We start from the raw sequence: 26,541 nt of genomic DNA, 5'->3' as shown, positions 1-26,541 counted from the left end.
CATCAATGCTAACCCTATTCGGCTCGAATCATATCCGGGCACTTCAGTACTCTTAGGATCAGTTCTGAGCGGATGGACGGCAACTCGGAACGCAAAAGGCGAAGGATTAGCAGAGATCCGGCTAGGCAATTGGCTTTCAGCAGAAGAGAGCAAAGCTCTCTGGGAGGCGCCGGATCCCAATGGCCTAAAAGGCAAACGAGATCGAGCGCTTTTCGCACTCCTTCTGGCGTGTGGACTTCGCCGACATGAAGCGGTTTCACTGAAGTTGCGAGATCTGGAACAGCGAGAGGGGCGATGGGCAATTGTCGATCTCATTGGAAAAGGAGATCATGTTCGAACTGTTCCCATTCCTGACTGGGTGCGGGAACAGTTGGAGAGCTGGATCAGGGCTGCCGGAATCTGCGAAGGCCTAATCTTTCGGCGGGTAAACAGGTCGGGACAGGTTCGCGGAGAGCACATCTCAGAGAAGGCTATCTGGCACATCGTCCGGAAGTCGGCCAGAAGAGCAGGGCTGCCTAACGTCGCCCCGCATGATCTGCGCCGGACCTGCGCTCGACTTTGCCAGTCCGCCGGAGGGGAACTTGAGCAGATTCAGTTTCTCCTCGGGCATGTGTCGATCCAGACCACGGAACGGTACCTTGGAAGCAAGCAGCGGTTGCGATGTGCAGTCAATGATCGGATCGGAATTGAACCGAAGCCCTGATGGAAAGTGCCCGGCCTTTCTGGAACAATTACGTCGAGGTGAGGAGATGGAATTCGATCGAGACAAAGTGGATGAGGTGACCCTCGCGCTTCTTTGGCTCACCCGCTTCAAGCAGGCCGGTGCGGTAAGGGCTTGGAAGGGGCATGACTTCGACACGATGGATCGACTTTATTCCAAGAACTTCATCTTCGATCCACGGGGTGATCAGAAGTCAGTTGTGTTGACTGAAGAAGGTGAGAAGCAGTCGAAACGCCTCTTCGAAAAGTATTTCACGTCGTAACGGTGAATCTGGTGGTCTATGCAAGCGCCGATTTTCTCGGTTTAGTTCCGAGTAGCCGACAACTGTTCCCTTTGACGATCCTTCGCCTTTCAGAGTCCAAGTTGGCGACTTCCTGTCAAAGTGGATCGTTGGCCATATGCCCGTCTATCGGTACCTCTCAGCACCTCACCGCAAACAGATCCACATCCCTGGGCAGGACTGAGCGTAAGCACTGAGGTCTTTTTGCGAAGGAGGATCCGAGAGTTGAAGCGGACTGCACATGCATCATAGATCGTCGGTGCTTCCTAGTCGAGCCCGAGTAGCTCGCGAAAATAGCAAAAAGACCTTGGTCTAGAATTTCTCGTGATCGAACTTTTCGCGCGTTTTTACAGCAACCTCACAAACTCAGACGACATCCATATCCGCTACTTCTGCCCGAAAGTTCGCTGGGTAGACGCAAGGCCAGACTCGATTGAGTTCGGCACCCGGCGGTGCACGCTCCGCCTTGGACGGGGTACCTGGCATCAGCACGCTCCCCGAAAATCACGAACAGCCAGCCTGGCACATTTACGACAACGCGATACTCGGCCTCTCTTGCGAATGCCCCTCGACAAGATGCCGAGGCGGCCCGTGCACGCATCCGCACGAAAGGAGTTTTTCATGCAGCGGTCTTCTGCCTCTTTCGACCACTTCTCCAGCCAACTGCCGTTCGGTCCCAAGACCCTTGTGCTTGGGGCGGCAGCACTTGTCGCTTACGGTCTCACACGTCGATCCAAAACCGGAACCGCGCTCGCGGCAGCGGGCGGCTTACTCGCGTACAAAGCCGCACGGGGTCAATCAACTGAATCCAGTACTCACGCTGTCTTCCTCCTGAACGCTTCGCCAGAGCAGGCTTACAAGCTGTGGCGTAACTTCAAAGGACTTCCACGTTTCATGGCTCACCTCAAATCGGTCCGCGAACTCGACTCCCGCCGTTCCGAGTGGATTGCGCTCGGACCGGGACAACGCGAGATCCGATGGCACGCTGAAATCACCGACGATACGCCGAATCAACGTATCGCGTGGCGCTCTCTTCCCAACTCCGACGTTTACACAAGCGGATCAGTGGAGTTCCGCTCTGACCCGCAAGGACGCGGCACATTTGTGAGCGCCAACGTGCGGTACGGCATTCCCGGCGGTTCGGTTACGAGCGGCCTGGCGGCTCTGTTCGGCAAGAACCCGGAGTTCGTCGTACGCGAGGATTTGCGCCGTTTCAAGCAACTGCTCGAAACCGGAGAGGTGCCCACAACCCGCGGCCAGACACACGGCCCACGCGGTATTCACGGCCACACTGAGCAAGTTCTCTTCCGCGAGAAGACCAACCTGCCTGACCCGCAAGTCGCATTGGCTTACAGCCACTCGGCATAGGCAAGTACACGCAGAGTCGCTGCGTCGTGGCTGGAATTCACTACTCGCCGCGTTCGATCGATCATCTCTCAACCTGCAAAGGAGCATAAGAATGAAAGCCGTCTGCTGGATGGGCAAGGAAAAGATGCAGGTACACGATGTGCCTGACCCCAAAATCCTCAACCCGCGCGATGCCATAGTCCGCATCACCAGTACCTGCATCTGCGGTTCTGATCTTCACCTGTACGACGGCTTCATTCCCACCATGGAGCAGGGCGACATCCTGGGCCACGAGTTCATGGGCGAAGTCATTGAGGTCGGGCCCGGGGTGAATAAGCAGAAAATCAAAGTGGGTGATCGTGTCGTCGTTCCCTTCACGATTGCCTGCGGGAACTGTCACTCCTGCAAGGACCAGCTCTGGTCATGCTGCGACAACTCTAACCCCAATGCATGGATCGCTGAAAAGATGATGGGGTACAGTCCATCCGGACTGTTCGGCTACACGCACATGTTGGGCGGCTACAGCGGCGGACAGGCCCAGTACGCTCGCGTACCTTACGCCGATGTCGGTCCCATCAAGATCCCCGACGGCATCCCCGATGAGAAGGTGGTCTTCTTGTCAGACATCTTCCCGACTGGCTATATGGGCGCGGAGAACTGCAACATCCGGCCCGGAGACACCATTGCCGTCTGGGGCTGTGGTCCTGTCGCGCAGTTCGCCATTCGCAGCTGCTTCATGCTCGGCGCCGGACGCGTTATCGCTATCGACCGTGTACCCGAGCGGCTCGAGATGGCTCGCGCAGCTGGCGCAGAAACGCTGAACTTCGATGAAGTTGACATTCTCGAAGCGCTGCAGGAGATGACCGGCAACCGCGGTCCTGACGCGTGCATGGATGTTGTCGGCATGGAAGCCTCTGGCCACGGCGCGATGTATGCGTACGATCGCGCCAAGCAGCTTGCGCGCATTGAAACCGATCGCCCCATCGTTCTTCGTCAGGCCATCATGGCTTGCAAGAAAGGTGGAACGATCTCTGTTCCCGGTGTGTACGGCGGATTCGTCGACAAAATTCCATTCGGCGCTTACATGAACAAGGGAATCACGATGAAGACCGGCCAGACTCACATGATGCGCTACATGGGGCCGCTGCTCGAGCGTGTCCAGCGCGGCGACATCGACCCTTCCTTCGTCATTAGCCACAAGTTGCCGCTCGATCAAGCGCCCGAAGGATATCGCATCTTTCGCGACAAGCAGGACCGCTGTATCAAGATCGTCCTGAAGCCCTGGGAACAGCAACTGGCAGCCTGACAACCCCCCTCAAAGGAGATCCAAGTGAACTTCGCAAATACATCCGATGCTGGCCTGCCAAAGGTCATCAGCCCCAAGGTTCACGGCATCATCGACTACTGCCACGCAGCCTTTTTCTTTACGGTAGGCGTGATTTGCTCGCGAACGAACAACAAGGCTGCAGCAGCTGCGGCCTTCTCAACCAGCGGCTTCATTCTCGTGCAGTCTCTCTTGACTGACTATCGCTGGGGCGCCAAACCCGTCTTCTCGTTTGAGACGCACGGCAAGATGGACGCGGTCTTCGCCTCAAGCTCCTGGGTGGTGCCGTTGCTTTTCGGCTTCAAAGATACTCCGGCAGCCAGGATCTTCGAGGGCAACTCGCTCGCAGAAGCATCCGTCGTCGCCATCACCGACTGGAACAGCCAGCGCGCCCATCAGGAACGCGAGGCCGCCTGACAGCGGTCCTCGGGGAACAAACATGTTGATTGCCTTGCTCCAGCAGATCAGCGGGATCTTGATCGTCCTGCTGATTCTGTTGGACGTATTCCTCACCGTGCTCTACGCCAGAATGGGTAGCGGTGTCGTGAGCCCATATCTTTCGCAGGCACTCTGGCGCGTCTTCCGTTCAGTGGCTCAAAGCGCTCCGCGCTATTGCGATCGCATTGCTTCGTTTTGTGGTCCCGTCATCCTCGTCATGCTGGTATTCGTCTGGATCGCGGGGCTCACGCTCGGCAACGGCCTCCTATTTCATCCCGTGTTGGGCAGCGCCATTCAATCCAGCAACGGGAAGACGCCCACAGATTTCATCAGCGCTCTTTATGCAGGGGGCAGCAGCATCTCCATCGTGGGATCGGGCGGCTTCTCGCCGCAGGTTCCACGCTACCGCCTCATCTACTTGTTCAACTCCATCGTCGGACTCTCCGTCACCTCGCTGACCCTGACCTATCTAATGCAGATCTACAGTCAATTGCAGCAGAGGAACACGTTCGCTCTAAAGATCTACCTGGCCACAGCTAGAACCGGAGATGCTGCCGCATTGATCGCCGGACTTGCCCCGGACGGCGAATGGAGCCACGGTACATCAGAGCTCTGGGAATTCGCAGCTGAGGTGGCTGCCACAAAGGAGGCCCACCACTTCTATCCGGTGCTGTTCTACATGCGTTTCGCAGAACCCTACTATTCAATGTCGTTTGCCACATTAGTCCTGCTGGATACAGTCACGATCGTCCGCTCCGCGCTGAGCGACGAGTATGCATCGGTGAAACAACTGCGCGCGCTCGATCAGATCTGGGAGGGTTCGCTGTTGTTGCTCAATTCGCTTGAGGCCACCTTCCTGCCGGCAGGACCACCTGAGTCGCAGCAAACTGGGCTAGCCGATATTGCTGTCTGGGAGCGCCGGCTGGATGGAGCGATCGCGCAGCTCCGAACAGCCGGGCTGCACACATCAGATCGCTCAGATGCCAAAACCAAGTATCTCGACATGCGTGGCCGATGGGACGCGCACATTCAACGCCTTGCGCCTTCAATGTTGTACTCGATGCAGCAAATCGATGCGGCAACGCATAGGACAGCAACTTGATCCTGCGGCATTGAAGGACGCGCCAATTGCAACATCAACCGGACGACAAGCAGGGAGAATATATGGGACTCTTCGGATTCGGAACAAAACGTCAACTCGTCAACAAACGGATCGCGATCGTAGCCACACAAGGCGTCGAGCAAATCGAGCTTACAAGCCCAAGAGAAGCGCTACAGAAGGCTGGCGCGGTTGTGGAGTTGGTATCTCCGCACAAGCTCGTCAAAGGCGGAAAAATCAAGGCGTGGAATCTCGTGAAATGGGGAGACTCCTTCAAAATCGATGTCGACCTTCCGGAGGCAAGGGTCTCTTCCTACGATGGATTGCACGTGCCGGGCGGAGTGATCAACCCTGATCTCCTTCGCATGAATACCGATGCAGTAGATTTCGTTCGAAGCTTCTTCGAAGCCGGCAAGCCAGTCTCATCGATCTGCCATGGGCCCTGGATGCTGATCGAAGCCGAGGTGGTGCGAGGCAGGACGTTAACCTCGTGGCCGTCGCTCAAGAAGGATCTACGAAACGCGGGCGCTAATTGGGTGAATGAAGAAGTCGTAGAAGATCGGAGATTAGTAACAAGCAGAGGACCGCAAGACCTGCGCGCATTCAACAAGAAGATCATAGAACTCTTCGCAGGAGCGCCTGTTCAGCAGACGAGCGGGAACCAGGGAATGATCGGGGCGTGGTCGGGTGCCCGGGCGAATTGACTCCTATTCCAGGCGAGTAAGCTGGTCACTGCTCTATTTCATCCGCTCGCGGATGCGCCTTTGATCATTCGATCTCGCCGCAGCCGTCTTCTGACGGCTGCGGCGTTCTTGCAATTACTGTCACTGCGGATGACCGTTGGTTTATCGAATCCAATCCATCAACTGCGCCGAAGGCCCAGCATCGAACGACAGCGCCACATCGTGAAGCTCGTCCTCTCCTACTGCCGTGCAGCTCTCAACCTTGAGAAGCGTCTTGCCGACCTTTGAAGATGGTGTTCATTGCACCGAGCCGATGCTAATCGCGATTGCGGTGTCATGGTCTAATCACCGGCTACTCGGAACCAAGTCCAAACCGGGTCTGAGGGAGTGATCTACAGCGCAATGACTGGTTCTCGCAAGAATTTCTACTGCTACATCGTAATGAGTGAGAGCGGAACACTCCACACGGGGCATGTCGGCGACCTGAATCTAGCTGTTCATCGTCACAGGACGAAAGAGAGTCCGGGCAAGCATGATCCCAAGCGCCTCGTCTACTACGAGGAATTCGCGGATGAACGGGCCGCAATGAGCCGCGCCAAAGCAATGAAGAGCTTGTCTAGAAAGCAGAAGCTGCAACTGGTAAGCTCTTCCAATCCCGAATTGGCTGATCTGATCGCTGGATTCGAGTTCTGAGCGAATTACCGGCAACTCGGAACTTGGCAAGTCTGGCACGGCTCGGAATTGATGACGAGGTCACCCGTGCGCCGACAGGCTAGCCCTATGACCGAGGACAGACGGCCACAATCAGACAACTGAAGGCCTGGAGGATTCTCGTCAACTTAGCCACGAACTCAACCGAGCTCGATGCGCTAGGCTACGAGCAAGAACTCGGGACGCGGAGGTGACCGATGAAGGCGATTGTAGCGACGAATCAAGCGGCTGGAATTGCCGGATTGAAGCTGGTGGATCGACCCGAGCCGCAGGCGGCGATAAACGACGTGGTTGTTCAGGTTTATGCGTCGGGATTCACCGGGGATGAGCTTACCTGGCCCGCGACCTGGACCGATCGCGCTGGACGTGACCGGAGGCCTTCAATCCCGGGACACGAACTGGCCGGGGTTGTCACCGCTCTTGGCTATGGCACAACGGGTTTGTCGATTGGACAGCGGGTAATCGGCCTCACGGACTGGTACCGAGACGGCGCGCTTGCGGAATATGTCGCTGTGGAGGCACGTAATCTCGCACCGTTGCCGGGCGATGTTGACTTCGCCGCGGGAGCGGCTGTCGTGATGTCGGGCCTGACTGCCTGGCAAGGGCTCTTTGAACACGGTCGCATTCAGGCGGGGCAGACCATCCTTGTGCATGGTGCAGCCGGCGTAGTTGGTTCCATGGCAACTCAACTCGCACGCGAGGTCGGTGCGTATGTCATCGGCACCCGGCGCGCAGACGCTCGTCATGCGGCTCTCGATTTCGGGGCGCAGGAGTTCATCGACCTCGATAACAACACTCTCGAGGACGTCCGCAAAGTTGATTTGGTTTTCGATGCTATCGGAGGTGAAGTCGGGAAGAGGTCAGCAAGCCTAATCCGGGCGGGAGGAACCCTAGTGACCATCATGGGCCCGATTGAGGCGCGCCCTTCCAATGGGCGAACGATCGATTTTGTCGTCGAGCCTGATCGCGCCCAATTGAGTCTGCTTGTCGAGAGGCTCCGCGATGGCCGGCTGCGGACAAATATTGGGAGAGAACTTACCCTCGACGATGCTGTGGCTGCCCTCGGCGGGACCGAGCGAGTGAAGGGGAAGACGATCTTTCGCATGCATGCCTGACGCTCCGCGAGTCATGTCTTCAGACCGACCAAAACTGCCTAGTGGACGTCCGGTCTGAGACTGAGTTACGGCAATTCGACACTTTGACGATCCTTCGCCTATCAGGTTCCGAGTAGCCGACCATCCAACCAGAACTCCGCCACGCGATATGGGCGGGAGTGTACTATGGGCACGAAACATCGACTGGCAGTGGAGTCACCATCGGGCGCACCAGCATTGGAGGAAGACCCTCAGTGGCTAACCGAAGCACGACCGTCCCTGCCCCTGTTGCCAAGAGCCAAACAATCACAACGACGCAGCTTAAGAGGTTCTTGAGCCGATATTTCTATTTCACTGCATCGCTCGTGATGGCCGGCGTTGCCCTCTGGGGCTTTAGCCATACGGTCGATGTCCGCCTGCTTCACGCTAATCCGCCAAGGCCGCTTCTAGTGTGGTTTCACGCCTTGCTCTTCTCGGCCTGGATCGTGCTGTTCATCGAACAATCGGCGCTGGTGCGTGTACGCAAAGTCCGGATCCACCGCGTATTGGGCTGGCTTGGTGCGGCGTTGGCCGCAAGCATGACCGTGTCCGGCGGCATCGTGTCGGTCGTCATGCTGCAATTCGACATGACCGTGCTGCACTTGAAGACTGTTGCACCGTTCCTGTCGGTTCTCTGGTGCGACATGCTCATCTTCGGCAGTTGCATGGCGCTGGCGATCTATTTTCGGAGAAAACCGGAATACCATCGCCGCCTGGTTTTCCTGGCCAGTTGTCAACTCTTGCAAGCGGCGTTCGTCAGGTTTCCGTACCTCGGCGCTCACGACCTTTTCTATCCGGCGCTGGACTTACTGATTGTGGCTGGAATCGTGGGCGACCTCATTGTGGATCGACGGGTGAACAGGGTTTATCTCTATGCTTTCCCAGCAATGATTTTTCTGCAGGGTGGGGCCACGTACCTGGAGAGCGTGAATCCAGGTTGGTGGCAAGCCGCAACGCGCGCGATTTTGGGTTGATGATGCCGTCGGCTGAGTTCCGGTCGTACCACCGGCTACTCGGAACCTACCGAGTTTTAGGTGGAAAGCAGCCTGGCAACCACCTAGATTTCGTCTATTTGCAAAACCGAGCGCGTCGGGTCTTGAGGGTCTACGTATATGGTGATCGGGACGCCTTTGTATGAGGCGGCCCAAGCCTCAGCACCCGGTTTCTGATTGGCCGGAAACGAACGACAGTATTCGCCACTTTGCAACTCGGGATAACGATAGAAGTAGGTCAGCGTGCAAAGGTATCCAATGATCTCTCCTCTGCTGCCATACTCCTCGCTGATGCGAACGATGTCGATGACAGCGCACGTTGTCGGCCAATCGCTGCCTCGTTTTTCTCGTAACCTCTGAACGAAAGACTTCCGAAAGAATGCCAGCGCTGCGAGCCCACCGGCCAAGACGAATAGGAGGGCATACCAAGCGTAGGGTGATCCTCGCAGGATCATGACGGCGACTTCCAGGGTAATGGGATCCCTCTTCACTCTCCGGCCTTCTTGTGCGGCCCATCGTGCACGTTGTCCATCAGCGATGCGCGTTAAACGACATCTTCGAACTCAGCCCGGTAACCACTTCAGGGGCAGTGGTAACAGGCGAATCTGATTGGAAAACAGCCGAATAGTCAAACGGAAAATTCTGCGGAAAATCGTTAGCGTAAGCAACATGACTCAATCGAGGACCAGCCCCACTCCAGATAATTTGACAATGGCCAACCATGCCATCAAAGTCACTAGCCCTTACGAACTCCTTATACCTTTAGTCGATCCCGATGAAATACTTTGCACAGCCTCTGATGACTTCCTCAGCATTGCCTGACACTCTGGGTCTCTTGGGACTCGGACTCGCCGCAGCTGGAATCGGAATGGCTGAATTACCGACGACACTTCGCGTGTTGTGCCTGTTCATCGGCGCGCTATGTCTGTCGATTTCGTTTAGGACCCAGCTACTGTGGCCGAGGTGGACTCGCTGGTTGCTGTTACTAGCGGCGGACGTCATCCTCGCCTACTTCGGTTGGTCTATCGCTTCCCGGGGATGAAGACGTCGGCCATGCATACGTTGGAAGACCACATTCTTCACCTCGAAGGCTTGGTTGAGCACCTGAAACAGCAGCTTGCTGCAGTAGGCTGTCCTATCGCCGAGCGCGACCGCCTCGAAAGACAGCGCCACATCGTGAAGCTCGCCCTCTATCACTGCCGTGCAGCTCTCGACCGTGAGAAGCGTCTCGCCGGCCTTTGAAGATGCGTGTTCACTGCTCCAAGCGGTACTAATCGAGGTAATGATTGCGGCGGCACGGGCGAGTCACCGGCAACTCGGAACCTGGCACGTTTTGATTTGGTTCCGAGTTCACGGCGGCCCACATGTAATCGCCGGAAACTCGTCTTGCGTGCTCGTGTCACCTTCGTCAGGGCACGAATGAAAGACCACGTTCAGTTGCAGTCAACGAGTTTCACCCCGGCCGCTCGGAAAGCTTCTCTCGGACAAGCCTCAGTAGTTCGCCAACTGTGCCCAGCCGGGTACCGCACGATGAACACTCAATGACACTCTCTGCTGCCAGACTGACCGGCATGCGCAATGGACCTGCGCATCGAGGACAGCGCGCCTTGAGGAATTCTTTCGCCATGGCTTCTTTCATGGAAAGGGGCGTCTGGAGAACGTCATTGGTTAGCATCGCTGTGACGCCGCTTCTCCGAGGGCTGACTCGGAAACGAGGCTCTTCGTTCGATGGAACAAAGATGCGCGGAGTGGGTCGTCCACTCCGGACAGCAGAGCCAGTGTGATCTGAGCGGTCAGTTGGGCATCACGACGGAATCGATAACGTGAATGACACCGTTCGACTGCATAACATTCGCGATTGTGATCGTGGATGTTCCGCCTTTTTCGTCTGTGAGGACGAGTTTCTTTCCGCTCATGGAAGCAGTAAGCGTGCCGCCCGCGACCGTTTTTAATTCGGCCTTTCCATTTCCGCTGGCGATCATCTTCTTCAGATCCGCAGCCGTCAAGCGACCGGCCACCACGTGGTAGGTGAGGACCTTGACCAAGGCGGCCTTGTTCTCAGGCTTCAGTAGATCTTCGACTGCCGACTGTGGGAGTTTCGCGAATGCCTCGTTTGTCGGAGCGAAGACGGTAAAAGGACCGGCGCCTTCCAGCGTGTCTACAAGGCCGGCAGCTTTGACTGCTGCAACGAGTGTTGTGTGGTCCTTGGAGTTTACGGCATTTTCCACGATGTTCTTGTTGGCATACATAGGCGCGCCGCCGACTTTCGGGTTAGCCGCCGATGCAACGACGGAACTCAATGCAATCGAAAGTGCAAAAACGAATGCTGTCCACTTCTTCACGATGGTTTTTCTCCCTTTCATGTGGCGTTACCCGCGAGCAAACCCCAAACAACGAGCCAGGTGTTTGTCGCGCTGGCGCTGTCACACTCTTGAATACGAGCGCATTCTCTTTTTGGATTCGAATCATTTCGATCTTGCGGAAGCGGGTGGCCGCTAGTATCTTCTGCGTCGATTCGGACGCAGCTCTCAGGAGAAAGTCTGAGCGGCGCGGGCTTGAGTCGTTAGCGGTGCTCCCGCGGGATCCGGCGTCGCCCGCGTGGCGGGCGCGCGAAAGAACTTCGGGATCTCGCACCTTAGGGACCGTAGGAGGCGCCAGCCTGTAACACTTGCGTGACGTGGAAACAAAGGGATGCGGTTTCAGTCTGATCGATAAGGCAGCTTGGCTGCTGTCTAAGGGCCGAATCTGACATTACTTCCAGGTCGTGGTCACGAGTCACCGCCAACTCGGACCCTAACAGTTTTTGGGTTGGTTCCGCATTGCCGACGACTCACCCGAATGGTCGCTACAGCGCCTTCTCAGCCGCAAAGCTTTCTCTCCATACTTCCGAAACGCCGATCAGAACGCTCCTAGCGCGAGCGCGTCATAGTCAACTCGAGGAATGGCTTGGCTTCGGGCGTGCTCAAGGTGGAGAGCACTCGCCACGCCTTCGTTTTAGGTTCCCATCGGAACCGCTCGACGACGGAACCCTCAACGCTCTTGAACACGAACTGAATCTCGTTTCCATTGCGCTGACCGTAGCCGAGTATCTCCGAATCGCGGCCTCCAAACACATTCATCAGATGTGCGATGTAATGTCTCTGCGTATCATCCCACCCGATGTAGAACACTCCTTCATACGGAGTACCTGTGGCAGCGGATTTCTCCGCGCTCGTTTGAGACAAACGAAAGAACTGGTGCTGTAAGACCCATTCTCCACTGAATCGTTGTCGCGATTGATTTCCGTGAACGATGCCCACCGCGTTCCAGGAGCCGGCTAGCCGGTCGAGCAAATCGTCGCGATACGAAGCGGGAGGCGCCTGTGCACGGGAATAGGCGGGGATTAGTGCAAAAAGCAGGAGCAGCACGTGACGCATCGCGGAACTATACGTGAATGTGTGCTGGGAAAACAAGCAGAGATATTACTCTCGAAGCCTGGTAATTCGCCTCTTCTTGCTCTGTCGATCGATCTCATTGGCCAGTCAGAGTGTGCAACAGTGAGTATGCAAAATTCCTCCAGCCACTAGTCCCCCAGAGCGAAAAGAGCACTAATTGAGCTCCGAATATTACAAGTGCTCCCCGGACCGTAGCAGGATGAAGTTTCCTGATTTTAAGCGCGTCGAAGGTGACGAGAGGGACCAGCAAACAAGAGTCCAAGAAGGCGGCAAACCACCAGTAGCCCCCGGATGGGAGCCACTGAAGCCGCTGAACGGCGGCTTCGAGGGAAATGAAGAGCGCGAAGGTGATCAGGCGCTTATGCCACTCGGGTTGTCCACGCTTGAGGTATGCCAAGGTGAGCAGGACTGAAAACGACAAATAGACATAAAGGAACGGAAGCAGCCAATCGTAGATCCTTCTGTCTTCAGGAAGCGGGTGCGTTGCTAGGCCCCGAAAGTGCACAAACATCATCGACAATAATGCAAGCCATCCGAGAGCGAAACCGTAGTTGCCGATCCTTCGATGTTGCCCGATCCTGCCAGTAGCGCCCAGATAAGCCTGCAGGAAGAACATCAAAATCCATGCGAGCATAATCGCGGTGTGGAGATGAACCGGCCACGAACTGGGAAAATTCCTGCGTGGCTGGCCATAGCCAAGATATTCCGGCACGAACGCCGATATCACGATTGCAATTGCTAATAGCGCCATGCCAGGAAAAAAGAGACGTCGCCCAGCGACGCGGCCTGGGGTGGGGCGGACTGGGTTGATTGCAGGTTGCGAGGCAGTCATCATCGGGCGCACTCTGGGCGGAGCCTCCAAATTACAGCATGCGCCTCGCCATGATTCCAAGTAGAAACTAAATTGGTGAGTGACCGGCAACTCGGAACTTTGACCAATCTTCGCCTTCAGGTTCTGATCGGTGCGGGGAAGTCGGCTAGGCTTTAGTGAATACTTCTGGAAGTCTGACTGACTCGCGCTCAGTCAGACTCCGGTGTTTTCTGCTGAATTCCAGCCACTCGAGTGTGCGAGCGGTGTGCCAGAATCCGCGGCATCACTTCCCTGCCCAGCCTCACTTCTTCCCGGTGTACTCCTCAAACAGGTCTGGATATTCCTTCTTGAGCGCCGCGATCTTCGGCCGGTCGCAGACCAGGATGTACGGATTTCCGGGATTGTGCTGGGCATAATCCTGGTGATAGTCCTCCCCCCGATAAAAGCCCTTCAGTTGCGTCACCTCGGTGGCAATCGGTCGCGCAAAGACGTGGGCCGCATTCAATTGCACGATGTAGGCTTCGGCAAGGCGCTTCTGATTCTCATTCTCGTAAAAAATCGCCGAGCGATACGACGTCCCCACATCCGGCCCCTGCCGATTCACCTGGGTCGGATCGTGCGCCACCGAAAAGAAGATGCGGAGCAGGGTTCCGTAGGTGATCCGCGAAGGATCGTAGACGACTCCGACCGACTCCGCGTGCCCGGTGGTCTCGGTCGTCACCTGATCGTAGGTGGCCGTTGCGGCTGATCCTCCCGCGTAGCCCGCAGTTGTATCGACCACACCCTTCAGCCGCTCAAAGACGGCCTGTGTACCCCAGAAGCATCCGCCCGCAAACACGGCTTTCGCCTTTGCTGGATTGGTAGCCAATGCATCGTCCGTGACTGGAGCTGGAAACACCCCGCTAGTTGAAGCCTTGGTTGTCCGCGTCAACATAAAGCTCACCGCAACTAGAACAAGCACCAGAACACAAGCCACGCGCCAGAGCAATTTGATGGCCTCCATGCCTGATTCTTAGATAAAGCCATTCATCTCGTGGTTACAGCAAATCCGCGCGATTCACTCGCGCTTGCCTTGCCTTTCCTCAAGCATTGGAAAAGGAGTCAAACAAGCTCAGTTCCGCAATGCCGCCAGGGCGCGGAGAACGCGGCCGAGCGATGCTTCGAGGGCTGTGTCTTTCGGCACGCCTTGAAGAAAGCGGCTCAGAACCTCCGAGTGATTCCCTGGTAAGGACGAAGCTTCGCCCCGGAACCGCGGGAACGCGATCGCCGGGTATCAGTATCCCGACCAGATTCATCGGATCAGCACCCGCAATGGTCAGCTCGCCCTTGACATCGAGATTCCTCGTTGCCCGCAGACTGTCGAGTACTTCGGGTAGCGCGAACTGCTCTCCTCCGAAGCCCGAGACGAAACGGCCTCCGCGAACCTCTCCGCGATCTTCGAGACGACGGAACATGCGCTGGAGAAGGCTCCAACGCGGAATGTTCGATTCGAGCCCGAGCAGATCACGGAAGACGACTCCGTAACGGTTGAGCACGATGCGTGCGGCTGATTCGATTGCGATGTCGTTTAAACGAGCCTGCTCGATCGCATCTTCGGCCGTCGGGGCGTCACTGCGCAATAATGACCATCTGCCCGCCGCGCTCCGGGCATTGCGATAGGAAGACTGTGCGGCACGCCGGCGATCGAGATCGATCATCGATCGAAGCTGGTCGAATCCGTCTGCGGCAGCGAGGCCAGCCGACGTGAGTTCCCATAGCGCATACTGGATCTCGATCGAGCTCAGGCCGAGGCTCCTTTCAATCTCTTCGGCGAAGCACGCTCCCCTTTTCGACTGAAATTCCCAGATGCGAAGGGCATTCGGGGTGAAGGCCTGGCTCAGCTTTTCTCGATCGACGGCTTGTTCGCGAAGAGCGTGATCGAGCCACGCAGCCGAGTCCCGTAGGTAAAACGTGATCGGAGCCCCGTTTGAGGGAATGACACGCTGCGGAGCGTTGCCGTTTCCCTGATGAAACGCCGGATGCGGCGAGACGCGTCCCCAACCGACTGCGCCCGAAAGACAAAGCTGATCGAGCCAGCGCGGATCGTAGTTTGCAACGCGCGATGGCAGAATCGTTCTCTCCCACTCGATCGCCGGGGCTTCAAACCCCTCGAGCTTCGAGATCGCCTCGAGAAGTCCGTCTTCGCCGGAGAGCTGGGTCTGTGGCGCGAGGTGCTGCCAGCTGAGCAGCCACTGCATAAAGGTTCCAGGGGAGACCGGTTCGATCTGCCGTCTGCGCATGCCGATGGTCAGCTTGTGGATCCGCTGCAGGATCCGGCGCTCACACCATTCAGTCTCGAGATCGTCGGCGGTCTCTGCCTGTTCGAAGCTGCCGCGCATCAGGAGACCCTGTATCTCGAGCGAGAGAAACGTCTGGAAGACTGCTCTCGGCTCCACGGCGAAATGCGCCGCAAAGCTTTTGGCGGTCACCGGACCCAGGATCTGAATCCAACCCTGAACGCATTTACGAAGGGCGTCCTCTCGCAAGTCGGTCGCCATTGCAGGGGAAAACAGAGCGTCGACGAGCGCGACGCGCTCCGCCGCGATCCAGCACGGATTTCCATCGCATTCGAATCTCTGCGCGCGTCCGGCACCGAGCAGGTGCTCGAATAGATCCGGCCAGTGGCGCGAACGATCTTCATCGATCAGCGCAAGCGGCAGCAGAACCAGGCTCATCAGCAAATCGTGCAGCTCGTGGTGATCGCGGATATCGGGCCAGCACTCGATTCGGACAGTTTGAATCGCCGTAGGATCGAGCTTGCCAGGCCTCTCGAGCACGCTCGAGGGAATATCACGATCGAGCGAGACGGCACGCGCTCTGCGTTCTTCGAGTCCAGCCTCGTCGAGAAATGCATAGGGAGATGCATTGATCAGCTCGTGGGCGAATTGTGACGGGACCGGCGTGTCGACCGCGAGGCACTGAATGCTTCCATCCTGAATCCCGCGCAGCACGCTGAGGAGGCCATCGAGATCCATGGCTTCCTGAAGGACATCCTGCATCACTTCCCTGACCAGGGGGTGATCGGGGATCTGGATGTCGCCCTCGATGTTTTCAAAGCATGCCGCCGCCTGCGGAAACACGCTGGCCAGCAAGTCTTCCGAACGCGTCCGCTGTACCTGCGGAGCGATCCGCTTGCCTTTGGAATTCCGCAGGAGCTGCAGGCTTCGCCCCGCCGCCCAGCGCCATCGCGTCTTGAACACAGGAGCGGCCAGAGAGGCTTGTTCGAGCAGAGTCCTGGTCGTCACGTCGGTCAGGAATTGAAAGACTTCGGAGAGCGGAAAGCTGTGCTGCTCGGCGAGCGAGATGTTAATACCGTTGTCCGTGGCAGCAGCCTGCAGCTCGAAGTTGAATCCCCGGCAGAAACGTTTGCGAAGCGCGAGCCCCCAGGCCTTGTTGATTCGTCCGCCAAACGGGGCGTGAAGGATCAGCTGCATTCCCCCACCCTCATCGAAGAACCGCTCGGCGATGATGGTGGTCTTCGAAGGTACCGCTCCGAGCACGGCGCGGCCATTGACGATATAGGAGATGAGCTGCTGCGCTCCCCACTCAGGGACACCGCACTCCTCCATCAACCACGCTGTTGCCGCTACCACGTCCGGCTGTGCGGGCGAGACGAATTCGGGCGAAACGTTTCGCGTTCGCTCCGAAATCTCCTCGCGCAGTTCACTCACGCCGTCGGAAAGAACGCCGGTGCGCTGCGGAGCCTCTCCGGTCCAAAACGGCACACTGGGTGGGGCTCCGTGCGCATCTTCGACATGGACCTGCCCAGCAGCCTCGATCCTCTGCACGCGCCAGCTCGAGTTGCCGAGCAGGATCACATCGCCCGGACTCGAATCGACTGCGAAATGTTCATCGAGGGTTGCAATCTGAATGTTTTCGGGCTGCAGGATCACATTGAATAGCGCCGTGTCCGGGATTGCGCCACCATTCGAGATGGCGATCATGCGAGCGCCGCGACGCGGATGCAATTCGCCGTGGATCCCATCGTGCATGAGATATGCGCCGTAGCGCCCGCGGCTCGCTTCGATTCCGTTCGAGAGAATTGCCGTGACTTCGTCGTATTCCTCCCAGCTCAGATTCCGGTACGGATAGGCACGGCGCAGAACCTGGTACAACGATTCCTTGCGCCATGGTTCGGCGCCGCAGGCAGCCACGATCTGCTGCATCAGAACGTCAATTGGCTGTGGAGGAATTTCAAGGTGATCCAGTTCGCCGTTGCGCAGCTTGCGGACCAGAGCTGCCTGCTCGAGCAAGTCGTCGCGGGTGGTCGCGAACAGGCGGCCCTTGGGAATGGCGCCACGCCAGTGCCCCGCCCTGCCAACTCTTTGCAATGTGACAGCGACAGAACGCGTCGTTGAGATCTGGCAGACGAGATCAACGTTGCCGATATCGATGCCGAGTTCGAGCGAGGCCGTCGCCACCAGGATCTTGATCTCACCGCGCTTCAGACGCCTTTCGGCATCCAGGCGAAGCATGCGGGAGAGAGAACCGTGGTGGGCGCCGACATTCTCCGTACCAAGACGCTCGGCCAGTTTGAAGGCGACCCGCTCGACAAGCTTTCGCGTGTTGACGAAGACGAGCGTCGATCGATGCGTCTCGGTGTAGGCCGCGAGCTTGTCGAAGATCTCTTCCCACATGACTTGGGAAGTAACGGAGTTCAGCTCATCGCTGGGCACTTCGATGGCGATGTCCAACTCCCGCTTGCGCCCCGCCTCGACGATCGTTGCCGGTTCCCGGTGCGCAGCACTTCCGGTGAGGAATTCGGCCACAAGCTCAATGGGGTTCTGGGTCGCCGAAAGACCTATTCGCTGAGGTGGATTCATCAACCCGGCAATGAATGCACCGGGAGATAGCCGGTTCTCGCCGCAGACCAGAGCGTCCAGCCGTTCGAGCGAAAGGGCGAGATGCGCGCCGCGCTTGTCATCGGCCACTGCGTGGATCTCGTCGACGATGACGGTCTCGACACAGCGAAGATGCTCCCGGCTGCGTTGCGAGGTGAGAAGAATGTAGAGCGACTCCGGCGTCGTCACCAGGATGTGAGGAGGAGTGCGCAGCATCGCCGCGCGTTCTTTCTGGAGCGTGTCGCCGGTACGTACCGCGGTGCGGATCCCCATCGACAAGAGGCCGCGCTCGAGGGCTAGCTGCTGAATCTCTTTGAGTGGCTCTTCCAGGTTCTTTTGGATGTCGTTCGAGAGCGCTTTGAGCGGCGAGACATAGACAACCTGCGTGGTTGGCCGGAGTGTGCCGTCGAGAGATCGACGAAACAGCCGGTCGATACAAACGAGAAATGCCGCGAGCGTCTTGCCTGATCCTGTAGGCGCTGAGATTAGCGTGGGTTTGCCGTCAAGAATGTTGGGCCAGCCGAGAACCTGAGGTTCTGTCGGGGTACCGAACCGTGTGACAAACCACTCTCGTGTGACAGGGTGAGCCCAGGAGAGCTCATCGGGGAAGCCCATGAGGCATTCTAGCCCTGTTCGCCTTTTATTTGCCTGTGGATCAAAAACCCCCTATTTTCGATTATGGTGCCGGAATCTGTTGACATTAATACAATGTTTTGTTGGGTTTAAGCTTCTTTAAAGCTCAAGTTCGCAAATGGTGCAGGAAAGAAATCCTGTATAGGGTAAACAGGCTCCCGGGCTCCCTTGGTCTTCGCCCTGCGCCGAGAAACCCAAGACCTCTGCCGTGACAGCAAAAAGGAAGGTCGTAACTTACAGAAAACACGCGTCACGGATGGCTTCTTTTGGCGCTGTAAGACACGATCGGGAACCGTTATCGAACCCATATCAAACCCGCGACCTCTGCCCTGTAAACCTCTGCCCAAGGCCAGGTTTGGGTCAATGAGTGGTTTCGGCCGGTAGCGGCGAAGCACAATTCAGAGTGAGTCGAGGCTCCGAGGCGATCGGCCTAGGACCGAAGAATATTCACGAGTGCCGTGAGCGCTGCCGTCTGCTGTCGCCGGCTGGGGTAGTAGATGAAGAATCCTGGAAACGGCTGGCACCAATCCTGGAGCACGCGCACAAGGCTGCCGTCTGATAGGTAGTGAGCGACCTCGTGCTCTGCCACGAACGCGAGGCCGACACCCTGAAGTGCCCCTTGGAAAACCAGCTCGGTGTCATCGACAATTAGCGGTCCGTTCACCGCCACGGACAGTTCCTTCTTGCCCTTCTCGAACTCCCACCGATATAGCTCCGCGGGCCCGTGACGGAAATTGATGCACTTGTGGTTCAGTAGGTCACGCGGCTCCTTGGGTTTCGGGTGCGACTTGAAGTACTCTGGCGCCCCCACGATGGCTGGCTTGTGATCCCGTGTAAGCCGGACAGCAATCATGTCCTTTTCGATGAACTCACCCAGATGAATACCAGCGTCAAAGCCATCGGCGACGATGTCCCGCCGCCTGTTGTCCGTTGTCACGTCGAGTAGGATCTCTGGATATTCTCTGTGCAACCTGCCTAGTTTTGGCGCAAGAACCGCGGAAACCGCGAACCGCGGGATCAGTAGGCGGATGCGTCCCGCCGCTTTATTGGTTTGGCCCGCGATCTGACCCAACGTCTCCTCCACTTCCGCGAGAGCAGGTTTCAGACTCGCAAGAAGGCGCTCTCCCGCGTCGGTCAGCGCGACGCTTCGGGTGGTCCGCGCGAGTAGGCGAACGCCTACTTCTTCTTCGAGTGCCCGCATGGAGTGACTCACCGCTGATGGCGAGACACCTTGACGCTTCGAGGCTCGTGTGAAGCTCCGTTCTTCGGCGACGGCGAGAAAGGTAGAGAGAGAGCTCAGATCAGAAGGCAGCATTCATGAATTGTACTCACAAGCCCTTGTTCATTAAACCGGATTCTCAAATCAGCGAAGAGGGTTCAATCTGGAAGAGTCCACTAGCTGAATGGTGGATGCGGAGAGAGGAGCCGCCAACCATGCCCCATGTGATTGTGAAGCTCTGGCCCGGAAAGACCGAAAAGCAAAAGAAGCAACTCGCAGATGGGATCACTCAGAGCGTGATGCGCACTCTCAATTACGGCGAAGAATCCGTGTCGGTGGCTTTCGAGGAGATCGAACCAGATGAGTGGGCTGAGAAGGTCTATCAGCCCGACATCGTGAACAACGCGAAGAGTCTCTACAAGAAGCCAGGCTACACGATGTAGCAATTGCAGGCGATCGCGACTGAACGACCACGATAAGCAACACAAAGGAGTATTCAGCATGAAAAACAATCCATTGGACTTCACTGGAAAGGTAGCCCTGGTTACCGGGGCCGCTTCAGGTATGGGGCTCGCCGCAGCGCAGGCCTTCGCTGAAGCAGGCGCGACCGTCGCGCTTGCGGATTTCAGAGAGGATGTCGTGAAGGCAGAAGCTCAGAAATTGGTCACGGCAGGCCACAAGGCTATCGCTGTCCGCTGCGACGTGAGTGATGACGCTCAGGTGGAGCAGATGGTCGAGCGCATCGTGTCTGAGTTCGGGCGTCTCGACGCCGCGTTCAACAACGCAGGAGTGATGGCGAAGATTGCTGCGACTGCGGAAAGCTCGCGCGAAGAATGGGACCGTGTGATCGGGATCAATCTGCGCGGCGTTTGGAGCTCGATGAAATATGAGCTGCGGCAGATGCAGCGCCAGGGTAGCGGCGCTATTGTAAACAACGCCTCTGTCGGTGCGCTAACTGGCAATCCCGGTATCGGGTCCTACATCGCGTCGAAGCACGGTGTCGTGGGTCTGACACGAACAGCCGCCCTCGAATACGTCCAGCACGGCATTCGGGTGAACGCAGTCAATCCTGGCCTGATAGACACCCAAATCGCACGCGACGTGGTGAGCGGGAACGAAGAGGCATATAACGACATCGCAAAGAATGTGCCTATCCGCCGCGCGGGAAGGCCTGAAGAGATCGCCTCGGCTGTGCTGTGGTTGTGCAGCCCTGGAGCTAGCTATGTCGTTGGTCATGCATTGACCGTCGATGGCGGAATGACCGTGGTGTAACTGCCTTTGGAGTTGAAGAGATGTTGAACATCATCAAAGCAGGCGCCAGCAAAGCAGTTCGTATCGTCATAGCTGTTCTTTCCTGCGTCGCGATGAGTGTATACGCACAAGGGCACACGGCGGCTTTGGCGCTTCGGTATGACTCTCAGACACTCGGGCCGGTTCCAGTCCCGCCGTCAGAACGCAACCTGCAGACCGTCGTCGCTGAACCGTGGTTTAAGGTCTCGGACAAACGGATGATTTTGGAAGGCCCGGCATTCGATCGTGACGGCAATTTGCTCTTCTGCGATGTGTCAGAAAGCCGTGTCCTTCGGCTGACGCCGGACAAGCGTCTCTCGGTCGTCGTCACCGAGAAGCAGGTCAGTCCAGGCGGAATCGCAATTCACCAGGATGGCCGAATCTTCATTGCTGCGCTGAATCTCGTTGAGCGAACGGGTGACATTATTGCTGTGAAACCGGATGGAACAGATAGGCAAACGATCGTTCGTTTGGACGCTGGGTACATGCCCAACGATCTTGTATTTGACCGGAACGGTGGGCTTTACTTCAGCGACTTCCGCGGAACCTCTACGGACCCTGCGGGCGGTGTCTATTACGTTTCGCCGGATGGGAAAACCACCACTCCTGTGCTGCCTCACCTCGCAATGGCGAACGGCGTCGCATTGAGCCCCAACGGGAAAGTATTGTGGGCCACCGAGTCAGGGAGGAATCTTCTGCATCGCATCGAACTGTTGAGTGCGACTGCCATCGCGCCGGTTGGGAGCGCAATTCCGTATCACTTCATCGGTCCTCTGCCCGACTCTATGCGTGTCGATAGCGACGGCAATGTTTACGTGGCCATGTACGGCCAGGCCCGGGTACTTGCGTTCAACCGGAATGGAATACCCATCGGCCAGGTGCTTTTGCCGGGACGGGACGACGGCCACAATCTCGAATCCACCAACATGGTTATCAAGCCTGGAACCAATGATCTTTACATCGTCACCACCGATGCTGAGAACGGAGAGGGCGCGACTATTTTCCATGCAAAGACATTCGCCAATGCTCTGCCTCTCTATTCGCATCAGTGATGGGATTCAAAGAAGGAGATTTCAATGCGAGGAACAGTTCTATACGGACCGCGCGACGTGCGCTTTGAAGATCGGGAAGATCCCCGGATCGAGAAACCAACTGACGCCATCATCCGCGTCGCGGTCACCTGCGTTTGCGGTTCCGACCTGTGGCCCTATCGCGGCATCCAGAGGGTAGATCAACCAACGCCGATGGGACACGAGTACTGCGGCATCGTCGAAGAGGTGGGCAGCGCAGTGAAGACGGTCAAACCAGGTCAGTTCGTCATCGGCTCGTTCTGCATATCGGACAACACCTGCCCGAACTGCCAAAATGGCTACCAATCCGGGTGCCAAAATCTGGAATTCATGAGTAGAGCGCAATCGCCATACCTTCGGGTTCCGTGGGCCGATGGAACCCTTGTCCCCACACCGGAGCTTCCGTCAAACGATCTGCTTCCGAGCCTTCTCACTATCTCTGACGTGCTCGGCACTGGCTGGTTCGCTGCCGATGCGGCAAATGTTAAACCGGGTTCGACGGTAGCAGTCGTCGGTGACGGTGCCGTGGGCCTTTTGGGTATTCTCTCGGCTAAGCAGATGGGAGCGGAACGGATCATCGCAATGAGCCGGCATGAACAACGTCAGCACGTCGCCCGCGAGTTCGGTGCGACAGACGTCGTAACGGAGCGCGGAGATGAGGGCGTTGCTCGTATCAAAGAAATGACCCGTGGCATCGGTGCGGATTCCATTCTGGAATGCGTTGGAACCGAGGAATCCATGATGCAGGCGATTCGTTCAACTCGTCCAGGTGGTTCCATCGGCTATGTGGGCGTACCACATGGTATGAAGCTCGACGTGTGGCCGGTCTTTTTCACCTTGGTTCGCCTTCACGGTGGCCCTGCTCCGGTGCGTAGATATTTGCCTGACCTGATCAAGCTCGTTTGGGAACGGAAGATCAATCCTGGCAAGGTTTTTGATTTAACTCTCCCCCTCGAACAGGTCGCCGAGGGCTATCGCGCGATGGATGAACGCCGTGCGATCAAGACACTGCTGAAACCATAGAGTTCCACCTTAGAGAGGGGGCAGAATGCAATACACATCACTCGGTCGATCTGCCCTGCAGGTCAGCCGGCTTTGCCTTGGCACGATGAACTTCGGGATGGTGACGGACCAGGTCGCCAGCTTCGGGATCATGGACGCCGCAATCGAGTCCGGAATCAACTTTATTGACACGGCTGATGTGTACGGCGGTCCGCAGTCTCCTGACATGGAGAAGGGCTACGGCATCTCGGAGGAAATCATTGGACGATGGCTGGCCCAAGGCGAACGCCGCGACCGAATTGTTCTCGCGACGAAGGTATATCAGCCAATGGGAACTGGGCCGAATGATCGGCGACTTTCGGCGTACCACATCCGTAAGGCTTGTGAGGACAGCCTGAGCCGACTGCAGACGGACCATATCGACCTCTATCAAATGCACCACGTCGACCGACGCACGCCGTGGGAAGAGATTTGGCAGGCCATGGAACTCCTCGTACAGCAAGGCAAGGTGATCTATGTGGGCAGCAGCAATTTCGCCGGATGGGATATTGCCACGGCACAGAGCGAGGCTAAAGCACGCCAATTTATGGGACTCGTTTCCGAGCAGAGTCTCTACAACCTGAACGCTCGGATGATTGAACTGGAAGTCGCACCTGCGTGCAGGCATTTTGGACTCGGCGTTATTCCGTGGAGTCCGCTCGGGGGCGGACTGTTGAGCGGCGCATTACGGAAGGCCACAGAGGGCCGGCGCGCTGAGCCGCGAATGCAGCAACAGATTGAGCGACATCGGTCCCAACTTGAAGCCTATGAAGCACTGTGCGAGCAACTCGGTGAAGAACCCTCAAACATCGCGTTGGCTTGGCTGTTGAACAACCCTATTGTTACGGCGGCCATCATTGGACCACGTACTGTGGAGCAGCTGAGCGGAAGTCTCCGGACATTGGAAATTTCCCTTTCCGATGAGACACTCCGACGGCTCGATGAGATCTGGCCGGGACCGGGAGGCGAAGCACCCAAAGCTTACGCTTGGTGAACCTAACCCGCTAAACACGCACCGCAAGGAGAATCGCAATGAACGCCTGGCCGAAAGAGGACCTTCAAAAAATCGCCGAATCTGACGACCTTCACATTTCACCTTTCCGCGATGACGGCGCGACGTACGGCACCCCGACATGGATCTGGTCCGTGGTTGTCGATGATTCTCTCTATGTTCGGGGGTACAACGGGCAGCGGTCTCGCTGGTACCAGGCTGCACTCAAGCAAAAGGCTGGGCGGATCACTGCCGCAGGCCTGACCAAGGAAGTCGCCTTTGAAGTCGTGCAGGGAACAACAAACGATCGCATCGATGATGCCTACCGTGAGAAATACAAAGGCAGTCCATACCTGAAACCGATGATCGGTGAACGCGCACGCTCAGCGACCATCAAGATCAGTCCACGTAGCGTTGCCGCTTGATGCAGCCAAACGAATGTCTTATGAGATTGGAGCCATGAATGGAAATCAAGAGAGTTGGATCGCAACCATCCAGCAAAGGACCTTCGGAGTGGTTTACCGGTACCGTTCGCATTGATCCCTTGTTCACCGCCCCTGACCCGGCGCTTGTAGCCGGTGCAAGCGTCACTTTCGAGCCAGGCGCTCGAACTGCCTGGCATACGCATCCGCTGGGACAGACACTCATTGTTACAGCCGGTACCGGTTGGGCGCAGCGTGATGGTGGTCCTGTCGAGGAGATTCGTCCCGGAGATGTCGTCTGGTTTGGGCCGAATGAGAAGCACTGGCATGGTGCCACTCCGACGACGGCCATGACGCACATTGCAATCCAGGAGAAGAAGGACGGAAAAGTCGTTGACTGGATGGACCATGTTACCGACAAACAGTACAGCGAATAAAAAGAATTCGATATGGCACGCATTGTTGTCATTGGAGGGAGTGGACACGTCGGCACCTACCTCGCGCCCAAACTGGTTGATCTCGGTCATAGGGTAGTGAACGTTAGCCGCGGTGCCGCGACTCCCTACCGGCCCCATTCGGCCTGGAAAACTGTGGAACAAGTTTTGATAGATCGCAAAATCGAAGAGGCGAAAGGTCAATTCGGTGCGCGGATCGCGGATCTCCACGCAGATATTGTCGTGGACATGATTTCGTTCGAGCTTGAAGGAACCCAACAGTTGGTAGAAGCGTTGCGCGGGAAGATCGAGCATTATCTCTTCTGCAGCTCCATTTGGGTCTACGGCTCCCCCGTTTCAGTGCCAACGACGGAGTTGGAACGTCCGAACGCCGTTGACGCGTACGGGCTGAATAAAACGAAGATCGAGGACTGGCTTCTGCAACAGGCTCGGCGAGATGGTTTCCCTGCAACGGCTTTTCGGCCGGGTCATATTGTTGGCGAAGGCTGGGTGCCGATCAACCCGCAGGCTAACGCAAACCCCAAAGTCTTCGCCGCGATTGCCCGCGGTGAAGAACTCACTCTACCGAATCTTGGCTTGGAGATGTTGCACCACGTTCACGCTGATGATGTGGCGCAATGGATCATCTGTGCGATAGAGAATCGAACAGCTTCAATCGGTGAAGTCTTCAACACCGTCTCGCAGCAGGCACTCACTCTACGTGGGTACGCCGAAGAAATGTATCGCTGGTTCGGGCACGAACCACGACTCTCGTTCGCCCCCTTCGATCAGTGGAAGCTCGGCCTGGAAAAGAGCGATGCGGAGTCTTCTTGGGGACACATCGTACGCAGTTCCTGTGTGTCCATTGAGAAGAGTCGCCAGCGGCTCGGATACATCCCGCGATTCTCCAGCCTTGAGGCAATACAACAATCCGTCACCGCCCTTATTGTCTCTGGTCGGATCGCCGTTCCACATAGCGCGGTTGACGCTTGAAATTGTGGCGGAAGCGACGGGACTCGAACCCGCGGCCTCCTGCGTGACAGGCAGGCCTTCTAACCAACTGAACTACGCCCCCGCTTAACCGACTTTCGACCGTTACTACTCTTCCCTCTCCCTTCCCATCGATTCCCGAGAGTTCCCGAGAATGCCGAGACAGCGCAGACGTCAGAAAGGAGCAGACCATTCGAGTCTGGCTGAGGGCGACTCAGCCAGACCACGGCTCAACCCCGCAATGGACGCGGGCTTCAGAAAAGCAAGTGTGCCACTTGTGTGCAGCAATTCGGGAAAACGGCCCGCTTCCCTGCCCTCGCCCTTTGATCGTCGAAGGCCTATAGACTAGGACCATGGACTTGAACAGCATCATCGCCTCGATCGACGAAGAGATCGCAACACTTAAGAGTGTCCGCCAGCTGCTCTCGGGCTCCGGCAGCGCAAAAGCTTCACCTAAATCCGCCGCCTTAAAGCCTCGCAGGAAGCGCCGCCGGCTCAGCGCGGAAGCGAGAAAGAAGATCGCCGATGCGCAACGGCTGCGCTGGGCAAAGCAGAAGAAAGCTTCCCCCAAGGCCTGAACCGAGAGGCCAGACGTTGG

The 26,541-nt window shown here is 57.1% G+C and carries 27 protein-coding genes and 1 tRNA gene; 20 read left to right on the top strand and 8 right to left on the bottom strand.

Annotation, left to right across the window (positions count from 1 at the left end; translation table 11 throughout):
• Position 1: 1 nt before the first annotated feature.
• The 10 genes from DHV10_RS22050 (at position 2) to DHV10_RS22005 (ending at position 8,710) form a co-directional block, all read left to right on the top strand.
• Positions 2-703 (top strand): tyrosine-type recombinase/integrase, encoded by a 702-nt coding sequence (locus tag DHV10_RS22050; RefSeq protein WP_109488578.1) that lies wholly within the window; start codon positions 2-4, stop codon positions 701-703.
• A 46-nt stretch (positions 704-749) separates the two neighbouring features.
• Positions 750-983 (top strand): DUF6429 family protein, encoded by a 234-nt coding sequence (locus tag DHV10_RS22045; RefSeq protein ID WP_109488577.1) that lies wholly within the window; start codon positions 750-752, stop codon positions 981-983.
• 639 nt (positions 984-1,622) lie between these two features.
• Positions 1,623-2,369, top strand: a complete 747-nt coding sequence (locus tag DHV10_RS22040; protein WP_162601776.1) for an SRPBCC family protein — start codon at positions 1,623-1,625, stop codon at positions 2,367-2,369.
• Between the two features lie 91 nt (positions 2,370-2,460).
• Positions 2,461-3,654, top strand: a complete 1,194-nt coding sequence (locus DHV10_RS22035; RefSeq protein ID WP_109488575.1) for a zinc-dependent alcohol dehydrogenase — start codon at positions 2,461-2,463, stop codon at positions 3,652-3,654.
• Between the two features lie 24 nt (positions 3,655-3,678).
• Positions 3,679-4,089, top strand: a complete 411-nt coding sequence (locus tag DHV10_RS22030) for a hypothetical protein (protein WP_109488574.1) — start codon at positions 3,679-3,681, stop codon at positions 4,087-4,089.
• Positions 4,090-4,111: 22 nt separating this feature from the next.
• Positions 4,112-5,212: a hypothetical protein gene (locus tag DHV10_RS22025; protein ID WP_109488573.1), complete on the top strand. Its 1,101-nt coding sequence runs from the start codon at positions 4,112-4,114 to the stop codon at positions 5,210-5,212.
• A 62-nt stretch (positions 5,213-5,274) separates the two neighbouring features.
• Entirely contained in the window at positions 5,275-5,913 is a 639-nt protein-coding gene (locus tag DHV10_RS22020; protein ID WP_109488572.1) for a type 1 glutamine amidotransferase domain-containing protein, read from the top strand.
• A gap of 381 nt (positions 5,914-6,294) precedes the next feature.
• On the top strand, positions 6,295-6,585 hold the full coding sequence (locus DHV10_RS22015) for a GIY-YIG nuclease family protein (protein ID WP_162601775.1): 291 nt from the start codon (positions 6,295-6,297) through the stop codon (positions 6,583-6,585).
• 215 nt (positions 6,586-6,800) lie between these two features.
• Positions 6,801-7,718 (top strand): NADP-dependent oxidoreductase, encoded by a 918-nt coding sequence (locus DHV10_RS22010; RefSeq protein ID WP_109488570.1) that lies wholly within the window; start codon positions 6,801-6,803, stop codon positions 7,716-7,718.
• A 311-nt stretch (positions 7,719-8,029) separates the two neighbouring features.
• Complete coding sequence (locus tag DHV10_RS22005) at positions 8,030-8,710, top strand: hypothetical protein (protein ID WP_162601774.1); 681 nt, start codon at positions 8,030-8,032, stop codon at positions 8,708-8,710.
• Between the two features lie 83 nt (positions 8,711-8,793).
• On the opposite strand, the gene DHV10_RS28410 is transcribed toward DHV10_RS22005, so the two are convergent.
• Positions 8,794-9,183 (bottom strand): DUF3592 domain-containing protein, encoded by a 390-nt coding sequence (locus tag DHV10_RS28410; protein WP_109488568.1) that lies wholly within the window; start codon positions 9,181-9,183, stop codon positions 8,794-8,796.
• A 598-nt stretch (positions 9,184-9,781) separates the two neighbouring features.
• On the opposite strand from DHV10_RS28410, the gene DHV10_RS21995 reads away from it, so the two are divergent.
• Positions 9,782-9,970, top strand: a complete 189-nt coding sequence (locus DHV10_RS21995) for a hypothetical protein (protein WP_109488567.1) — start codon at positions 9,782-9,784, stop codon at positions 9,968-9,970.
• Between the two features lie 551 nt (positions 9,971-10,521).
• Here DHV10_RS21995 and DHV10_RS21990 read toward each other — a convergent pair.
• The 6 genes from DHV10_RS21990 to DHV10_RS21965 all read right to left on the bottom strand — a co-directional run bounded on the left by DHV10_RS21990 (position 10,522) and on the right by DHV10_RS21965 (position 19,801).
• On the bottom strand, positions 10,522-11,070 hold the full coding sequence (locus DHV10_RS21990) for a fasciclin domain-containing protein (protein ID WP_239461979.1): 549 nt from the start codon (positions 11,068-11,070) through the stop codon (positions 10,522-10,524).
• Positions 11,071-11,637: 567 nt separating this feature from the next.
• Positions 11,638-12,180: a hypothetical protein gene (locus DHV10_RS21985; protein ID WP_162601772.1), complete on the bottom strand. Its 543-nt coding sequence runs from the start codon at positions 12,178-12,180 to the stop codon at positions 11,638-11,640.
• 58 nt (positions 12,181-12,238) lie between these two features.
• Positions 12,239-13,006 (bottom strand): hypothetical protein, encoded by a 768-nt coding sequence (locus DHV10_RS21980; protein ID WP_162601771.1) that lies wholly within the window; start codon positions 13,004-13,006, stop codon positions 12,239-12,241.
• Between the two features lie 268 nt (positions 13,007-13,274).
• Positions 13,275-13,907, bottom strand: a complete 633-nt coding sequence (gene msrA / locus DHV10_RS21975) for a peptide-methionine (S)-S-oxide reductase MsrA (protein WP_109488696.1) — start codon at positions 13,905-13,907, stop codon at positions 13,275-13,277.
• 148 nt (positions 13,908-14,055) lie between these two features.
• Positions 14,056-18,468: a DEAD/DEAH box helicase gene (locus tag DHV10_RS21970; protein ID WP_109488563.1), complete on the bottom strand. Its 4,413-nt coding sequence runs from the start codon at positions 18,466-18,468 to the stop codon at positions 14,056-14,058.
• A gap of 448 nt (positions 18,469-18,916) precedes the next feature.
• Positions 18,917-19,801: a LysR family transcriptional regulator gene (locus tag DHV10_RS21965; protein ID WP_109488562.1), complete on the bottom strand. Its 885-nt coding sequence runs from the start codon at positions 19,799-19,801 to the stop codon at positions 18,917-18,919.
• Between the two features lie 119 nt (positions 19,802-19,920).
• On the opposite strand from DHV10_RS21965, the gene DHV10_RS21960 reads away from it, so the two are divergent.
• The 8 genes from DHV10_RS21960 to DHV10_RS21925 are packed head-to-tail and all read left to right on the top strand — an operon-like array spanning position 19,921 to position 25,946.
• Positions 19,921-20,148 carry a tautomerase family protein gene (locus DHV10_RS21960; protein ID WP_109488561.1) on the top strand — a complete coding sequence of 76 codons (228 nt, stop codon included), beginning with the start codon at positions 19,921-19,923 and terminating at the stop codon, positions 20,146-20,148.
• Positions 20,149-20,206: 58 nt separating this feature from the next.
• Positions 20,207-20,977: an SDR family oxidoreductase gene (locus tag DHV10_RS21955; protein ID WP_109488560.1), complete on the top strand. Its 771-nt coding sequence runs from the start codon at positions 20,207-20,209 to the stop codon at positions 20,975-20,977.
• A 20-nt stretch (positions 20,978-20,997) separates the two neighbouring features.
• Positions 20,998-22,047: an SMP-30/gluconolactonase/LRE family protein gene (locus DHV10_RS21950; protein WP_109488559.1), complete on the top strand. Its 1,050-nt coding sequence runs from the start codon at positions 20,998-21,000 to the stop codon at positions 22,045-22,047.
• A gap of 57 nt (positions 22,048-22,104) precedes the next feature.
• Complete coding sequence (locus DHV10_RS21945; protein ID WP_239461977.1) at positions 22,105-23,088, top strand: zinc-dependent alcohol dehydrogenase family protein; 984 nt, start codon at positions 22,105-22,107, stop codon at positions 23,086-23,088.
• Between the two features lie 25 nt (positions 23,089-23,113).
• Positions 23,114-24,100 carry an aldo/keto reductase gene (locus tag DHV10_RS21940; protein ID WP_109488557.1) on the top strand — a complete coding sequence of 329 codons (987 nt, stop codon included), beginning with the start codon at positions 23,114-23,116 and terminating at the stop codon, positions 24,098-24,100.
• Between the two features lie 38 nt (positions 24,101-24,138).
• The gene (locus DHV10_RS21935) at positions 24,139-24,522 is read left to right on the top strand and encodes a DUF2255 family protein (protein WP_109488556.1); all 384 of its coding nucleotides are present in this window, start codon (positions 24,139-24,141) and stop codon (positions 24,520-24,522) included.
• A 38-nt stretch (positions 24,523-24,560) separates the two neighbouring features.
• Positions 24,561-24,956, top strand: a complete 396-nt coding sequence (locus DHV10_RS21930; protein WP_109488555.1) for a (R)-mandelonitrile lyase — start codon at positions 24,561-24,563, stop codon at positions 24,954-24,956.
• A 12-nt stretch (positions 24,957-24,968) separates the two neighbouring features.
• Entirely contained in the window at positions 24,969-25,946 is a 978-nt protein-coding gene (locus DHV10_RS21925) for an NAD-dependent epimerase/dehydratase family protein (protein ID WP_109488554.1), read from the top strand.
• Between the two features lie 5 nt (positions 25,947-25,951).
• On the opposite strand, the gene DHV10_RS21920 is transcribed toward DHV10_RS21925, so the two are convergent.
• Positions 25,952-26,028, bottom strand: a tRNA-Asp gene (locus DHV10_RS21920).
• A 268-nt stretch (positions 26,029-26,296) separates the two neighbouring features.
• On the opposite strand from DHV10_RS21920, the gene DHV10_RS21915 reads away from it, so the two are divergent.
• The gene (locus DHV10_RS21915) at positions 26,297-26,521 is read left to right on the top strand and encodes a hypothetical protein (protein WP_109488553.1); all 225 of its coding nucleotides are present in this window, start codon (positions 26,297-26,299) and stop codon (positions 26,519-26,521) included.
• The last annotated feature ends 20 nt before the right edge of the window (positions 26,522-26,541 follow it).

Source organism: Occallatibacter savannae, assembly GCF_003131205.1.
Taxonomy (GTDB): domain Bacteria; phylum Acidobacteriota; class Terriglobia; order Terriglobales; family Acidobacteriaceae; genus Telmatobacter; species Telmatobacter savannae.
This window is presented reverse-complemented; position numbering and strand designations above follow the sequence as displayed.

Bases quoted from the DNA above. Each gene is read 5' to 3' on its own strand.
- DHV10_RS21965 (WP_109488562.1), bottom strand. From the start codon at position 19,801: ATGCTGCCTTCTGATCTGAGCTCTCTCTCTACCTTTCTCGCCGTCGCC.
- DHV10_RS22020 (WP_109488572.1), top strand. From the start codon at position 5,275: ATGGGACTCTTCGGATTCGGAACAAAACGTCAACTCGTCAACAAACGG.
- DHV10_RS22045 (WP_109488577.1), top strand. From the start codon at position 750: ATGGAATTCGATCGAGACAAAGTGGATGAGGTGACCCTCGCGCTTCTT.
- DHV10_RS21915 (WP_109488553.1), top strand. From the start codon at position 26,297: ATGGACTTGAACAGCATCATCGCCTCGATCGACGAAGAGATCGCAACA.
- DHV10_RS21955 (WP_109488560.1), top strand. From the start codon at position 20,207: ATGAAAAACAATCCATTGGACTTCACTGGAAAGGTAGCCCTGGTTACC.
- DHV10_RS21930 (WP_109488555.1), top strand. From the start codon at position 24,561: ATGGAAATCAAGAGAGTTGGATCGCAACCATCCAGCAAAGGACCTTCG.
- DHV10_RS21925 (WP_109488554.1), top strand. From the start codon at position 24,969: ATGGCACGCATTGTTGTCATTGGAGGGAGTGGACACGTCGGCACCTAC.
- DHV10_RS21970 (WP_109488563.1), bottom strand. From the start codon at position 18,468: ATGGGCTTCCCCGATGAGCTCTCCTGGGCTCACCCTGTCACACGAGAG.
- DHV10_RS22040 (WP_162601776.1), top strand. From the start codon at position 1,623: ATGCAGCGGTCTTCTGCCTCTTTCGACCACTTCTCCAGCCAACTGCCG.
- DHV10_RS22015 (WP_162601775.1), top strand. From the start codon at position 6,295: ATGACTGGTTCTCGCAAGAATTTCTACTGCTACATCGTAATGAGTGAG.
- DHV10_RS22010 (WP_109488570.1), top strand. From the start codon at position 6,801: ATGAAGGCGATTGTAGCGACGAATCAAGCGGCTGGAATTGCCGGATTG.
- msrA (WP_109488696.1), bottom strand. From the start codon at position 13,907: ATGTTGACGCGGACAACCAAGGCTTCAACTAGCGGGGTGTTTCCAGCT.
- DHV10_RS21995 (WP_109488567.1), top strand. From the start codon at position 9,782: ATGCATACGTTGGAAGACCACATTCTTCACCTCGAAGGCTTGGTTGAG.
- DHV10_RS21960 (WP_109488561.1), top strand. From the start codon at position 19,921: ATGCCCCATGTGATTGTGAAGCTCTGGCCCGGAAAGACCGAAAAGCAA.
- DHV10_RS28410 (WP_109488568.1), bottom strand. From the start codon at position 9,183: ATGATCCTGCGAGGATCACCCTACGCTTGGTATGCCCTCCTATTCGTC.
- DHV10_RS22035 (WP_109488575.1), top strand. From the start codon at position 2,461: ATGAAAGCCGTCTGCTGGATGGGCAAGGAAAAGATGCAGGTACACGAT.
- DHV10_RS21940 (WP_109488557.1), top strand. From the start codon at position 23,114: ATGCAATACACATCACTCGGTCGATCTGCCCTGCAGGTCAGCCGGCTT.
- DHV10_RS22025 (WP_109488573.1), top strand. From the start codon at position 4,112: ATGTTGATTGCCTTGCTCCAGCAGATCAGCGGGATCTTGATCGTCCTG.
- DHV10_RS21950 (WP_109488559.1), top strand. From the start codon at position 20,998: ATGTTGAACATCATCAAAGCAGGCGCCAGCAAAGCAGTTCGTATCGTC.
- DHV10_RS21935 (WP_109488556.1), top strand. From the start codon at position 24,139: ATGAACGCCTGGCCGAAAGAGGACCTTCAAAAAATCGCCGAATCTGAC.